This window comes from Labilibaculum sp. (genome assembly GCF_963664555.1).
Lineage (GTDB): Bacteria > Bacteroidota > Bacteroidia > Bacteroidales > Marinifilaceae > Labilibaculum.
Map to the genome: position 1 here is coordinate 3,995,969 of NZ_OY761461.1, position 14,410 is coordinate 4,010,378.

Here is a 14,410-nt window from a genome sequence, read left to right on the forward strand (position 1 = left end):
ATTCATTTAAGTATTAATGTTTTTCTATATTTATAATCATCTCTTTTAGCGTTTCTTTCACTATAAGTTGATGAAATGGTTTAACTGGAATAAAATAAAGTCTTCCAAATAGATTTTTGAATTCGACCATCGTAGTCAAAATAATTCTCTTTTTATTAACATCGTCATTTATGCTATCGAGCAATAATGAAACCCTAAAACTAAGGTGCTTATCATCCTCTCCTAATATGAGTTCATTTTCTGTTATATTATACAATTTAAAAATATCAAGTTGAGCACCTGGTTCAAACTTCAAATTATCAACATCTTGCATTGCCTTTAATTGAGCTGAAGTTTTTAAGCCAAACACTCCTACTAATTTATCCCTGATAGCCATTAAATTATCTACCCATTTCGGACTGCTTGATAAAAATGATTTTCCAAGATAAATTATATCAAATTCAGACGCTATGTATTGACTTTGAAAACTATCAATGTAATGATATGATTGCTCTTCTTTTTTTAGTAATGATTGCTCTGGAATTATTTTTAATTTTTCGATCATAGATTCTGATTATTTAATTTACTGAATTATTTTATCTGCATCTGCTCCAGCAAACAACATCGTATTTTGAGGTTTTCTCAATGATTTAAATCCAAGTTGTTCATAAAAGCCATGTTCATGATTCATTCCAAGTCCCAATACTGAATATTTTTTCAGCTTTTCATGATCCATTATTTCGCTCATTGGCTTTTTACTGTTTCCTTTCCCACAATGACTTTTGAAACTAGATTGGAGTAAAAAATATTGTTATTACCAGTTAAGTTTCACTTATCTGTAAGCTTTCAACAAAATACAGAATGCAAATTGCCCCTTTACCATACAATAAGCTTAACGAAAAAAAGCTTTGCTAAAGTTTCAAATGTACTGCGTTTAAAAGATAATCTGATCATTTCCACTGGAAATTTATGATCCACACATCTACAACTGATTAAAATAGCCGTATGATATAATATGTTTCATTTATAATATCATTAATGAAGCCTATTTGGAAAATAAGCGGAATGCCCGATCCCGATGATCGGGAAAAACCCCTGACCGACTTTTGCCGATGCCCCGGGGAGAGAACGCCATATTTCCTCTTTTCATAAACTTGGCACATTTGACAGGTTAAAATTTTATTAATTCTACTTAACTTGCTTACCTCACCATACAAAATAAAAAAAAAGCACTGTATTACAGTTAATTAAAACCACTAAAAAAAAACAAAGCAATATAAAAATATTATCATATGACAATTGATTTATTATAACATATTACTTAAAACCGTATCGCAATGAGATTTGAATTGACATTAAACCGCACCACAAAGCAACGCATGTTACCCATGGATTATCAGTATTACATTAGTGCGTGGATTTACAAAGTATTGAAACATGCTGATGCCGACTTTGCCAATTTCCTGCACAACAAAGGCTATGGGAAGAACGAAAACGACAGCAAACTTTACAAACTGTTCTGCTTTTCGAGATTGAACTTTGGAAAACCTAAACTCTGGAAAGAGAAAAAACTGTTTGAAATTTCTGCTCATGAAATTAAACTGCAAATTTCGTTCGATGTGAACAAGGCGGCCAGTAATTTTATTAAAGGACTGTTTATGGCACAGGAATTTTATCTGGGCGATAAATTCAATGGAATCGATTTTAAGGTTTCCAATGTAGCTGCCTTACCCGAACCTGAGTTTACTGAAAATATGCACTACCATTTGCAAACGCCGTGGGTGGTGAGCTATCAAAAAGAAAATGACAAACACCCACAATATCTTTCGCCTAAGGATAAACTATTCGATAGCCTGACAGTAAAGCATCTGACTGAGAAATACAACAACACCCGCCAGCCAAAATTAATTAGCCCCGTACAAATCAATGCTAAAAGACTAAACGATTTTAAACGTGCTGGTTTTGTAATGAAACCCGGAACCAAAGAACAAAGCCGCATTGTTGGTAATTTATTTGAATTTGAACTAAATGCTCCTCTTGAAGTGCACAAAATGATTTGGAATGCCGGATGCAGTGAGAAAAGTTCGAGTGGTTTTGGTTGGGTTGAGAAGATTGATTGAGGAAATGAGTTTACGAAACCCCTGCCTGCAGCAAAGAAATAAGCGCTTACAGTGAAACAGTAAGCATTTACAAACAAGAGACAGGTGCTGACAAGAAAGAAACAAGTACTAACACGAAAGAAATGGATGCTTACAATAAGGAAATAGGTAGATGCAACAAAGAAATACCTGTACGCAGCTATGAATTAACTCCCCTCCGTATGGAATTGTTCATCCATGGGGATAAATCAATAATTTTAAATTACACAGTATTATGAATCAAAGACAAATGAACAGCAAGCACATGTTGGATGTCTCGCTATCCTATCTCAATGCAAATTCTGCAATTTGGCAAAGCGTTGCCAAAATCGGCGAAGTAAAAAACCAACTTGATGCCATTAGTCTGGCCATAGACAATGCTGCCGACGAGCAGGAACAATCGCAGGTGGCGATTGGGAAAATTAAACTGACACTTAAACACACAATCTGCGAAAAGGCCGATATTTTAAACGATGTTGTTGAGGTATTTGCCCTGATGAATGATAAGCCTGAACTGGCCGACAAAATGAGCGATAGTGCTTCCGACTTGTTTAAAATGAAAAACGAAGACATGCTGCGCCGTGTAAAACAGATTATTAGCGCAGCCAGCGAAAATCAAGAAGCACTAACTGCCGGTTACGGACTTACTGCCGAACAAATTACCGATCTGCAAGCCGACTGCGACCACTTTCTGGAACTGAACGGACAACCGCGCGAATACCAAATTAAATCGGGCATGGCTACAAAAAGCCTCGAAGAACTTATTTCGGAAGCAAATAACCTGCTTTCGAATCAGCTCGATAACCTGATGAAAATTTTTAAACGCCACAACTCTTCCTTCTATAACGGTTACCTAAAAGCCCGCATGGTGGTGGATTATTAGACTGAATACTTAAATAAACCTTCAAGAACTATTTGTTCTTGGGGGTTTAAAAACTGCAAATATATGCTAGATACAGTTATAAAAATTGGAAAACTTTACCGCGAAGCTCCTGATGCCCATAAATATCATGAGCAAATAAACCATGTTTGGAGCGAAGTTGAGAATCTACGAAAACAGAAAAACAAAGACGGCAATCCTATTGATGTTGTTTTTTACGAATTACCTGTTTTAGATAAAGGAGATTCGTTTGAATTTGATTTCGATAACTTAATGGAAATCGAAGATGAAGATAAACAAAAAGGGCTATATAGGCTTAACTTTAAAACATCCTCTAATGATGCAACATCTAAATATTTATTCGGTGATATTGTCCATTCTTTCGTTAATGAGAAAAAGAAGAATGGTAACATTGTTACAGATGATAAAGGCTCATATAAACTATATTCAAAAAGTGATAACAGTATTATCGAGAAACCCTCATTCATCCGATGCAATGATTTTGCCACAAAAGTTGAAAATCCTGTGATTTATAAATTTAGGAATGAGTTCAATAAGCATATTTTAAAAATACATTCTCTTTTCAAAGTAGATCACATCACTATTCTTCACTTTAAGTTTAATGAAGGAAGTTGGCTTCAATTATCAGGAATAGTAAAATTTATTGATTCTGTAATTGCTCAAGAATTTGTTGAAAAAAGCCCTAAAGATGGAACGTTTATTCTAAAGAAAAGCTTGTATAAATCTTTAATAGGAGGAGAACATAATTATTACGGCGGAATACCAAACTTCAATCGAGAAAAAAATGCATATAAAGGCAGAACATTTAGTGAAGAAGAACTCATGAATATTGTTTATGCCAAGAAAGCATATGCAAATCCAACAATAAATTGTGGGGCTTATAAAGTAAACGTAATGCCATATCATGATACTATCACAAAAGATATACTTGAAGACTTTTATTCTAGAGATTCTTACGCACTAAGCAACGAAATTAAGAGTGAAATTAATATAATCAACGAATTTGAAGAAGAGAATCCATTCGATAATTTTTTTGCTCCAATGCTTGATAAAACTTTTCATGACAAGACAACATTTGATGTTACGTTCATTTGGTTTAACGGAACCAAAAAGAGTTATGAAGATTTTGTAGAAGTCGGAACTATGGAACAAAGTCTTATAAAGAAAGTAGCACTTCAAGTATTAGATGCAAAAAATAACATCAAGGATTTGTCGGAAAAAGATGGAGTTTTAAAACACCCTTATAAGACAAATATTTTAAATTCATTAAAAAACTTATTGGCAAATGTGAAACGAGGAGATTCATTCCTGAACTCACACTATTTGAATATAATACCCAAAATCTATACAAATACTTATTATCAGGATATTGTATTGCTACCTTCATTCATTGAACAACTTGAGTTAAAAATACGCGATGCTGAAAAACACTTAAAACTATATGAATTCTATATCCTTAAATACGACTTCTATTTTTTAATGAACATCCAAAAAAATAATAATCTTATGAAGATCACAGAAACAAAAAGCTATGCTTTGGGTAAAAACCTAGGCATAATGGCAGAGCAATTTGCCGCATGGCGTAAAGATTGTCCGATTAAATCATTTGAAAAAGCTTATGTTGGAAACCTTTCCCGAAGAATCACCACAATAGATGAATTGGTTAAGTTTTCTGGTTTTATTAATGAAAAACTTACTATTCACGGCAGATTATATCCTGATGTGAAAAATGCCTATTTGCAATTGGTCGAAACCATCAATCTTTTTGAAGGCGAAAAATATAATCGCAACAATTGTGCATTAGGCTTTTTTGAAAGTTACTATGGCAAAACAAATTCAAACAACGAACAACAAAACAATTAAAATATTTATATCATGGAAAATACAATAGAAAAATCAGAAATTTTATTCCTTTTCGAAAGCAAATACACTATCCCAAACGGTGATCCTTTTACGGGAGAACAACGTTACGATGAAGAAACCAAAAAAGTATTGGTATCCGATGTACGAATTAAGAGGTATGTACGCGACTATTTTATTGAGCAAAACTTTCTGTTTCCGAACACTTTTGAAGTGTATGTATTCAACGACAAATCACAAGTTGCTGAAGGAAGCAAAGAATCTGGTTCTTCTGCCCGAATGAAATCCTTGTGGGCAAAATATATTGACAAGGAGTGTGCTGGCCAAGAAATGACTGATGCTGATAAAAAGAAAGAAGCCAAGAAAATAATGGATGCATTAAAAAAAGATAAAAAACTCGACAAAACTGCTCTTGAACTACTAACAGGCTGTATCGATGTTCGATTATTTGGAGGCATTTCGACAGAAGAAGGTGCCGCTGTTAATTTAACTGGACCTGTTCAGTTTGCTCTTTTAAACCCATCATTAAATAAATCGGAATTACGTATCCATCAAAACACGTCTGTATTCTCCTCAAGTGCTGACAAATCCCGTGGTTCAATTGGAACGACAACCGTGGTTCCCTATGCTATCAACCAAATTCAAGGATGGGTAAATCCTTATTCCGGCAAATTAAGTGGCTTAGAAACAAAGGATATTAACGACTTATTCAAAGCCATGTGGAACAGTGTAAACAACATTAATACCCGAAGTAAATCGAACCAAAGCTCGGTTTTGATGCTCCAAATTGTTTACAAAGAAGCAACGGATAAATTATACGGCACAGACAGGCTAATAGGTATTGAGTCGGAAAAAGAAGATGAACAAATCCGTTCAATGGAGGACTATACTTTAAATTTTGAAAAACTAAAGGCGATTACCAGCTCTCCTAAAATTAAAGAGATTCGTTTCTATACAGAAATTGAATCCATTAAAAACGAATTGAAAGGAGATAAATTCAAAGAAATGACACTCTAAGATGAAAGCGATAAAATTAGAAATAAAAGGCAATTGGGCGCAATTCCGTAAGGCCGAAACTAATAATAATCCGCTTTCGCACGATTTCATTACTAAAACTGCCTTTATTGGAATGATTGGAGCGGTGCTTGGGATTGAACGAAACGATATGAAACCCTTGTTCCCCTTGCTAAGTGAAGGTTTTATGTATTCTGTTCAAGTGAACAATGAAGTTGTAAAACAATCGTGGGGTTTTACTTTAAGAAATGTTTCTAATTGCTGGGATAAAGCACCGAAACAGATGGAGTTTATCAAACATCCCAGCTATACGGTTGTACTGGCATTAAAGAATACGGAATGCAAAGACTACTTCGATCGGTTTTGTTCGTTTTGCAAACAAGGGAAAGCTTGCTATACACCTGTTTTAGGTTTGCACAACTGCCCTGCAGAGATTAAGTTTCTTGAAGAAGGTGAGATTGTTGAGAAGAACGGAACATTTACAACTTTCGGTTTTATTACAGATAATTATCCACCGTTAATGGACGATTTAACTTCGTTCAGAATTGGATTTGATAAGATTCCAACCTTTCAGAACGACGATTTTTGGAATTTGCCTGAAAAGTTTTGCAAGGTGGTATATCCTTCAAATCAATCCACATTAAAATCGGAAGGAATCTATTTTGAATTTAATAACAAATCACAATGGTGCATGATTTAAAATTTGAATCGCATCCGGGTAAATTATTGGAAGAACATATAAGGGGAGTACAAAAGGGTACTCTTCTTCGTTCTGCTTTGCCTATTGCGGAAGTAGCAGCTTTGTTTCACGATTTGGGTAAAATTAACCCGAATTTTCAGAACAAACTGTATGGGAAAAGCAATGGATATGCAAATCACTCCTATTTATCGGTAATTGGCTGGGTTAATTATGCCTTGGTCAATATGAAAGATATAATGAATAATCAAGGTCTAAAAAATCAAGAAGAACTTTCTTTGTTTATTTTACAAATTGCGGTACTTATAGGTAAACATCACCAAAACCTGCCAAATTTCGACAAAGTTTTCATTGGTTCGGAGGAATTAATTAGGGCTACTGAATTTGCTAAAGAAAATGGACGTAATCTCCCTATGAATGAATTTCTAAATAAAACATTGAAGTTAGATTGTGCATCATTCGAATTAAAGTGGGGAAAACAAGAAAATATGTTTGTTTCTTTTTTGTCCAAGTATCAAAAGAAAGCATGGAAGCAATCGCCTTTAAAATCCTTTATGGATACTCAGGAGGCTTTTGCTGCATTAGTTGAATCAGATAAAAGAGATGCAGGAAAAAATAAAGATTTCTTTTTTGACGAAAATATCGAAAAAAACACGATACAGCTCTCTGAAAATCTGGAACTCACTTTTGACAAGTTTGAAAAGTCCCCCAATAATTCAAAACTTAATATTCTTCGTACACAAATACGATTACAAGCCGTTGAAAGAATCAAGAGTAAGTTAACTACAGATGAACGTGTTTTTACACTTACTGCACCTACCGGAGCAGGAAAAACGTTTACAATGCTTTCTGTTGCTAATGAGATTCGAAAGCAAAAGGGAAATCTTGGCATCATTTATTCTCTTCCCTTTTTATCAATCACTGAACAGGTACAAAAAATTGCCGAAGAACTTCTAGATGATGTACTTTCCGTAAACTCAAAAACAGAAAATGAGCGCATCAAAAAAGCACAACAATCGTATGAAAACGATCAATCGAACAATAATTTAAAAGAAATATTGAAAGAAGACTTTATTCACAATACATTCGACCATCCTTTTGTAATAACAACGTTTATTCAGTTTTTTGAAACGCTTTTGAGCAACAGAAATTCCACTTTACTAAAGCTCCCAAACTTTAAAAACCGCATTTTCTTAATTGATGAAGTACAGGCGCTACCACCGCGTTTGTATATTTTCTTTTCGGCATGGTTAGATGAATTTTGCAGGAGGAACAATTCTTTTGCAATACTATCAACTGCAACCATGCCCAAGTTGGCCATTCCAATTAAAGATACAGATGAAGACTGCAGAGCAGATTTGTTATTTCAGGATTACTCGGTGCCGAATGAACTAATCGATTGCAAAAAATATTTTGCAGAAGATATTTTTAATCGCTACCAAATAGAAGTGCTTTCCGATCAACAAACCAATGAATCGTTGGTAAACCATATCCTTGAATTAGACAGGTCTTGCTTAGTAATATTAAATACAATTGCCGATACAAAAAAACTTTACAATGAACTGAAGGGAAAATCGGTAAATATTCTTCTGCTGAATACACATTTTATTCCCGATGACAGAACAAGAATAATAGAACAAGCTCAAAATTTACTAAAAGTCAACAAAAAAGTAATTTTAATATCAACGCAGCTAATTGAAGCAGGTGTTGATATCGACTTCCCTGTCGTTTATCGTGACATGTGTCCCTTACCAAGTCTTATTCAAAGTGCAGGCCGTTGCAATAGAAATAATAATTTAGATAAAGGACAGGTGTACTTCTTTGAATTGGTTAGCGATAATGGTCGCTCCCGAGCAAGACTAATTTATCGGGATGAAGGAAAAAAGTTTCTTGATTTCTGTCGCAAAGAGATACCAGCATCAATAAATGAAAACGAGTTGTTTGAGGTGCAATCAAAATTCTTTGAAAGCATTCGCCAAAATCTCACAATAGGTGAGTTTAAATCTATAGAAAACACCGAAAAATCATACAATATGATTAAATGCATAAATAATGCTGAATTCGAAAACCTTGGGAAATTCAAACTCATCAATAATAATATTGGAGAACAAGTACAATACTATATTTTAGAAAATGAAGCTGACTCCTGCTATGAAAGGCTTAACGAATTACTTACTGAGCTTAAGACACAAGAAGATTATGCAAATACCAAACGCATAAAAATCAAAATCAGCGACTTTATTAAGCAATTAAGTGGTCGTATATTGAACATCCGAGTTAATCAATACAATAAAGCTCAAATGCCTCAACAATATCTAGCTGACATTATGGATATAAAATTCATCACAATGGATAATTACTCTTCCACCGAAGGATTGATTCTTGATAACATTGAAAACTGCTTCTTATAATGCAAATAACTGGAACTCTTATATCATATTACTTTTACTGTCATCGAAGAATGTGGTTACATGCCAATGATATCCGGTTTGAGGATAATTCGGAAGATGTAGCCATGGGAGTATTAATTGAAGAAACCTCTTACCAACAACGCTCATCCAAATATGAACAAGTTGAAATTGGCCCCATAAAAATCGATTTTTACGATGCAAAAAACAAAGTAATTCATGAAGTTAAAAAGTCAAGTAAATTTCACGAAACACATATCTGGCAGGTAAAGTACTACATCTATGTATTGGAATTAAATGGTATAGAAGGTGTAACCGGCATACTCGAATATCCGAAGGAACGCAAAACGGAAGAGGTGTTTTTGAGTATCCCCGATAAAGAGAGAATTGTTGAATTACTTGAGGAAATTGATAAAATTATACACTCCGATAAATGCCCTGAAGCCATAAATCAGCCAAAGTGTAAAAAATGCTCTTACTACGATTTTTGTTATAGTTCTGAAGAAGAGAACTAATATCATTATTACTTGAATTTAATCGTTGAAAATGAAAAAAACATACTACCTATTCAATCCTGGCCGTTTATCGCGAAAGGATAACACACTAAAATTTACACCTGTTGATGAGGAAGGAAATGATTTGAAACCCCGCTATTTGCCAGTTGAACAAGTTGACCAATTGTATGTATTGGGATCGTTGGATGCCAATTCGGCTCTTTATAACTTTTTAGGTAAAAATGATATTGCCGTGCATTTTTACGATTACTATGAAAACTACACCGGATCGTTTGCTCCGAAATGTAAATTGCTTTCGGGAAAAATGCTGATAGCCCAAACCCAGGCCTATTTAAAAAAATCAAAACGTATTGTTGTTGCCCAGTCTTTTATCGAAGGAGCTTCGTTTAATATGCTTAAAAACCTGAGGTATTACGATAACAGAGGTAAAGATTTGATGCCAGTAATTGATAGTATTGAGCTCCTTCGGGAAAAAATTGGTGAAACAAAGGAAATTGATGAATTAATGGGCATTGAAGGAAATATCCGGAAAAATTATTACGATGCGTTCAATTTAATTATCAATGATCACGAGATGGGAATACGCACCAAGCGCCCTCCTTTAAATATTGTAAACTCTCTCATCTCATTTGGCAATATGATGTGCTATTCGGAATGTTTGCGTGCCATTCAGAAAACTCAGCTGGAGCCTACCATTAGTTTCCTGCATGAACCCGGAGAACGGCGATTTAGTCTGGCTTTGGATTTGGCTGAAGTTTTCAAACCTTTTTTAGTAGATCGGGTTATTTTTAAGGTTTTAAACAAAAAAGAAATTCAGGAAAATGATTTCGAAGAAAAATTGAACCGAATTGTTTTAAAAGAGAAAGGAAAGAAAAAGTTTATACAGGCTTTTGAAAAACGATTGGAAGAAACCATAAAACACCGAAGTTTAAATAGAAGTGTGAGTTACAAGCATCTGATAAAATTAGAATGTTATAAATTGCAAAAACATTTGTTGGACATAGAAGAATATAAACCGTTTAAAATTTACTGGTAATGTATGTAATTTTGGTTTACGACATGGGCGAAAAGCGTGTAGGAAAAATGTTGAAATTGTGCAGACAATATTTAAATTGGATTCAGAATTCGGTTTTCGAAGGCGAAATAACAGAGGTTAAATTAAAAGAACTAATTTTGAAAGCTGAATTTATTATGAATGAGGAAGAACGCGATAGTTTGATCTTATTTAAAAGCAGAGAACAAAAATGGTTGGAAAAAGAAGTAATTGGACATGAAAAAAATGATTTGGATCAATTCTTATAGTTGTCGATAAGTCATTACAGGTCATCCCTCTCCCCTTTTAAAACATGTGACTTCGACCTTAACGTTCTTTGACATATCGAAAAAACTAATGTTTCGTCCATGTTGTCGAAACCCTATCTTTTTTATACTTTTACACATCGACAACTAAAGCTTGTTGTTTTAGCCACATCTTAGAATCTTAATTTATTGATTTTCAGATGTTTTTTTTTGAGTCGTCGGTCGACTCTCAATCGCACCATACTGGAATTGAAATAAAGATCTAAACGTGTTGAAAAACATATGGTCGAAGCTCTCAATCGCACCATACTGGAATTGAAATCTATTGAACGAATACAAAGGAATTGATTATTTAGGACTCTCAATCGCACCATACTGGAATTGAAATGATTCAGAGTTTGTGTCAAGAACATGGTGAAGATTACTCTCAATCGCACCATACTGGAATTGAAATATTATCTCAACACACTTATTATCGTTTTTAAAGGCCTCTCAATCGCACCATACTGGAATTGAAATAAGTATCATTTATTGATGTTGACACTCTAACCGGAAACTCTCAATCGCACCATACTGGAATTGAAATATGCGATACATCAAAGGGGTATATCTGCAAAATGTTCTCTCAATCGCACCATACTGGAATTGAAATCACGAAGCGATTCACGGATACGTAAAGAATTACGGACTCTCAATCGCACCATACTGGAATTGAAATATGAATCAATTAGGCGTGTATATGAACCTAATGGACTCTCAATCGCACCATACTGGAATTGAAATAAAGTAATATTAGCCAGTACTCCCCGGGGAAAGAACTCTCAATCGCACCATACTGGAATTGAAATAATGTTTCAAATATAATCGAAGTGATAAACAGTGATACTCTCAATCGCACCATACTGGAATTGAAATAAGTTGGAAGTGTAGCTTTAAAAGGAATTGGAACGGCTCTCAATCGCACCATACTGGAATTGAAATAGAAGAATATTGCTGATTTTGAAAGCTGGATATCTGCTCTCAATCGCACCATACTGGAATTGAAATGTAGTCCTTATTGATTAACTCCTGTTCGGCCTTGATTCTCTCAATCGCACCATACTGGAATTGAAATGGCAGATTTAAGGTTTCGATGGTGCCGGAGCGTTGTCTCTCAATCGCACCATACTGGAATTGAAATTCCCATCGACTGCGTTTTGTAACCTTTCGTTACGTCCTCTCAATCGCACCATACTGGAATTGAAATATGATCGAGTTAGGTCGCAGACCTGATCGATTAGGTACTCTCAATCGCACCATACTGGAATTGAAATAAAATTAAAGCATATACAGATTCTAATAATGCTCAAACTCTCAATCGCACCATACTGGAATTGAAATCTACCAATCCTGATTACATCGTCACCAACCGCAGGACTCTCAATCGCACCATACTGGAATTGAAATTCATTTCATTAAAACACTCTTTAAAGATGGCTAAACTCTCAATCGCACCATACTGGAATTGAAATACAGGAATAATTGACGGCGGGGACATTATTGTAGCCTCTCAATCGCACCATACTGGAATTGAAATAAAATCTGTAAGTAAACGTGCCGGTTATGCACTTAGCTCTCAATCGCACCATACTGGAATTGAAATATTACCAATGGCACCTCAATAGATATATCTGCATCCTCTCTCAATCGCACCATACTGGAATTGAAATCACAACAAACCTTACTATAATGTATTCAACAACAAGCTCTCAATCGCACCATACTGGAATTGAAATTGCCAATGCGGGTTGCCGATGATGGTCAGATAGAATCTCTCAATCGCACCATACTGGAATTGAAATTTTTAAATTCTTTATTGGGAAGTTTTTGGGAAGTTTCTCTCAATCGCACCATACTGGAATTGAAATGCGAATGGGGATTTTACAACCCACCAATTTTTTAGTCTCTCAATCGCACCATACTGGAATTGAAATTTGTCTAGATTGGAGGCGTTATTTACAATGAATATGCTCTCAATCGCACCATACTGGAATTGAAATAGACTCTCAATTTATAAGCTGAATTAATACCACCGTCTCTCAATCGCACCATACTGGAATTGAAATATTGGTATTGTAACAAGGTTTTGTGGCGGCCCTATCTCTCAATCGCACCATACTGGAATTGAAATATTACTACTGTCAGAGATCGTAAGGAAAAAGAGAAGCTCTCAATCGCACCATACTGGAATTGAAATAGGATAAAACGTGAGCAACTATTGAAAACTATGGAGGCTCTCAATCGCACCATACTGGAATTGAAATCACATAAATAATGTGAGTGTGACGTGGGTTTACAAGCTCTCAATCGCACCATACTGGAATTGAAATACTATTAATGTTTGTCCGGCTGAACTACTTACGCAGCTCTCAATCGCACCATACTGGAATTGAAATATCAGAACAGGAGCATACCGTTTCATTAATGCCGTTCTCTCAATCGCACCATACTGGAATTGAAATCATGCAAAGGATCATCCTCATTTTCAACATTCCCAGCTCTCAATCGCACCATACTGGAATTGAAATTCGGAATCCGTACTCTCTCTCGTTTTCTGCAAAAGCTCTCAATCGCACCATACTGGAATTGAAATAATTTAATGCAAATGCAGGGGCGTAGGTTTGCGGTACTCTCAATCGCACCATACTGGAATTGAAATAACCAACTCACCTCACACCCAAAAAGAAGAAAAGGACTCTCAATCGCACCATACTGGAATTGAAATATTTTAATGAATGATGAAGATGATGCAGCCTATGACTCTCAATCGCACCATACTGGAATTGAAATGTTCTTGATGGTAGGGCACTAAATCCAATCCTAAACTCTCAATCGCACCATACTGGAATTGAAATACTTGAAGTATTCTGCTGTTAATGTCAGACATGCTAACTCTCAATCGCACCATACTGGAATTGAAATTAAGCAGCAAAAAGATCTTTCTCCCCGGCAATATGAGCTCTCAATCGCACCATACTGGAATTGAAATCCAACAATGTATTCACGATTGGCACCTACAAACATGCTCTCAATCGCACCATACTGGAATTGAAATATGCATCAAGCAGATCATCATCAATTGAATCGCTATCTCTCAATCGCACCATACTGGAATTGAAATACGTTCACTTTAAAGTTAAGAACCGGCAACCAGGTAACTCTCAATCGCACCATACTGGAATTGAAATCATTTACCAACATGGGGGCACCTACATTTTCGAGGCTCTCAATCGCACCATACTGGAATTGAAATCGATTAACAACAAAGGCAGTGTATACCAATGCTTTAACTCTCAATCGCACCATACTGGAATTGAAATGGTCATCGTAAGAAGTCTGACCCGTTCCGTTTAAAATCTCTCAATCGCACCATACTGGAATTGAAATAGCTTTTCAATGTGTTTATTCAAAGAATCATGCGAACTCTCAATCGCACCATACTGGAATTGAAATAATACTTTAACATCGTAGTTTTCACCTTGCATGAACTCTCAATCGCACCATACTGGAATTGAAATTTACGATGGTGTGAATGATGTATTTACCGCAGAAGGCTCTCA

The 14,410-nt window shown here is 35.3% G+C and carries 11 protein-coding genes and 1 CRISPR repeat array (1 of these 12 only partly in view); of the genes, 9 read left to right on the forward strand and 2 right to left on the reverse strand.

Features of this window, described 5'->3' with window-relative positions; genetic code table 11:
• Positions 1-13: 13 nt before the first annotated feature.
• Positions 14-544 (reverse strand): DUF2867 domain-containing protein, encoded by a 531-nt coding sequence (locus ACKU4N_RS15750; protein ID WP_321317958.1) that lies wholly within the window; start codon positions 542-544, stop codon positions 14-16.
• A gap of 18 nt (positions 545-562) precedes the next feature.
• Positions 563-727, reverse strand: coding sequence for a hypothetical protein (locus ACKU4N_RS15755; protein WP_321317959.1), 165 nt, complete (start codon positions 725-727; stop codon positions 563-565).
• 589 nt (positions 728-1,316) lie between these two features.
• Here ACKU4N_RS15755 and cas6 point away from each other — a divergent pair.
• From cas6 to cas2, 9 genes are all read left to right on the forward strand, one after another.
• A complete protein-coding gene (cas6, locus tag ACKU4N_RS15760; protein ID WP_321317960.1) occupies positions 1,317-2,099 on the forward strand; it encodes a CRISPR-associated endoribonuclease Cas6 in 783 nt (260 codons plus the stop codon).
• A 253-nt stretch (positions 2,100-2,352) separates the two neighbouring features.
• On the forward strand, positions 2,353-3,000 hold the full coding sequence (locus tag ACKU4N_RS15765; protein WP_321317962.1) for a hypothetical protein: 648 nt from the start codon (positions 2,353-2,355) through the stop codon (positions 2,998-3,000).
• 63 nt (positions 3,001-3,063) lie between these two features.
• Positions 3,064-4,881 carry a hypothetical protein gene (locus ACKU4N_RS15770; RefSeq protein WP_321317965.1) on the forward strand — a complete coding sequence of 606 codons (1,818 nt, stop codon included), beginning with the start codon at positions 3,064-3,066 and terminating at the stop codon, positions 4,879-4,881.
• 12 nt (positions 4,882-4,893) lie between these two features.
• Positions 4,894-5,895 carry a type I-B CRISPR-associated protein Cas7/Csh2 gene (gene cas7b / locus ACKU4N_RS15775; RefSeq protein ID WP_321317967.1) on the forward strand — a complete coding sequence of 334 codons (1,002 nt, stop codon included), beginning with the start codon at positions 4,894-4,896 and terminating at the stop codon, positions 5,893-5,895.
• Position 5,896: 1 nt separating this feature from the next.
• The gene (cas5, locus tag ACKU4N_RS15780) at positions 5,897-6,592 is read left to right on the forward strand and encodes a CRISPR-associated protein Cas5 (protein ID WP_321317969.1); all 696 of its coding nucleotides are present in this window, start codon (positions 5,897-5,899) and stop codon (positions 6,590-6,592) included.
• On the forward strand, positions 6,577-9,000 hold the full coding sequence (cas3, locus tag ACKU4N_RS15785) for a CRISPR-associated helicase Cas3' (protein WP_321317971.1): 2,424 nt from the start codon (positions 6,577-6,579) through the stop codon (positions 8,998-9,000). The genes cas5 and cas3 overlap by 16 nt, the downstream gene beginning before the upstream one ends.
• On the forward strand, positions 9,000-9,512 hold the full coding sequence (gene cas4, locus ACKU4N_RS15790) for a CRISPR-associated protein Cas4 (protein WP_321317974.1): 513 nt from the start codon (positions 9,000-9,002) through the stop codon (positions 9,510-9,512). The genes cas3 and cas4 overlap by 1 nt, the downstream gene beginning before the upstream one ends.
• Positions 9,513-9,543: 31 nt before the next feature.
• Positions 9,544-10,548, forward strand: coding sequence for a type I-B CRISPR-associated endonuclease Cas1b (cas1b, locus tag ACKU4N_RS15795; RefSeq protein ID WP_321317976.1), 1,005 nt, complete (start codon positions 9,544-9,546; stop codon positions 10,546-10,548).
• Entirely contained in the window at positions 10,548-10,814 is a 267-nt protein-coding gene (cas2, locus tag ACKU4N_RS15800; protein WP_101311515.1) for a CRISPR-associated endonuclease Cas2, read from the forward strand. Before cas1b ends, cas2 begins: the two co-directional genes overlap by 1 nt.
• 223 nt (positions 10,815-11,037) lie before the next feature.
• Positions 11,038-14,410: direct repeats of the CRISPR family, unit length 30 nt; unit sequence CTCTCAATCGCACCATACTGGAATTGAAAT; it runs 4,894 nt beyond the window's last position.

What these genes read in the sequence shown, in the direction of transcription:
- cas4 (WP_321317974.1), top strand. Translation starts at nt 9,000, where the DNA reads ATGCAAATAACTGGAACTCTTATATCATATTACTTTTACTGTCATCGA.
- ACKU4N_RS15755 (WP_321317959.1), bottom strand. Translation starts at nt 727, where the DNA reads ATGAGCGAAATAATGGATCATGAAAAGCTGAAAAAATATTCAGTATTG.
- cas3 (WP_321317971.1), top strand. Translation starts at nt 6,577, where the DNA reads ATGGTGCATGATTTAAAATTTGAATCGCATCCGGGTAAATTATTGGAA.
- cas5 (WP_321317969.1), top strand. Translation starts at nt 5,897, where the DNA reads ATGAAAGCGATAAAATTAGAAATAAAAGGCAATTGGGCGCAATTCCGT.
- ACKU4N_RS15770 (WP_321317965.1), top strand. Translation starts at nt 3,064, where the DNA reads ATGCTAGATACAGTTATAAAAATTGGAAAACTTTACCGCGAAGCTCCT.
- cas7b (WP_321317967.1), top strand. Translation starts at nt 4,894, where the DNA reads ATGGAAAATACAATAGAAAAATCAGAAATTTTATTCCTTTTCGAAAGC.
- ACKU4N_RS15765 (WP_321317962.1), top strand. Translation starts at nt 2,353, where the DNA reads ATGAATCAAAGACAAATGAACAGCAAGCACATGTTGGATGTCTCGCTA.
- cas6 (WP_321317960.1), top strand. Translation starts at nt 1,317, where the DNA reads ATGAGATTTGAATTGACATTAAACCGCACCACAAAGCAACGCATGTTA.
- ACKU4N_RS15750 (WP_321317958.1), bottom strand. Translation starts at nt 544, where the DNA reads ATGATCGAAAAATTAAAAATAATTCCAGAGCAATCATTACTAAAAAAA.
- cas2 (WP_101311515.1), top strand. Translation starts at nt 10,548, where the DNA reads ATGTATGTAATTTTGGTTTACGACATGGGCGAAAAGCGTGTAGGAAAA.
- cas1b (WP_321317976.1), top strand. Translation starts at nt 9,544, where the DNA reads ATGAAAAAAACATACTACCTATTCAATCCTGGCCGTTTATCGCGAAAG.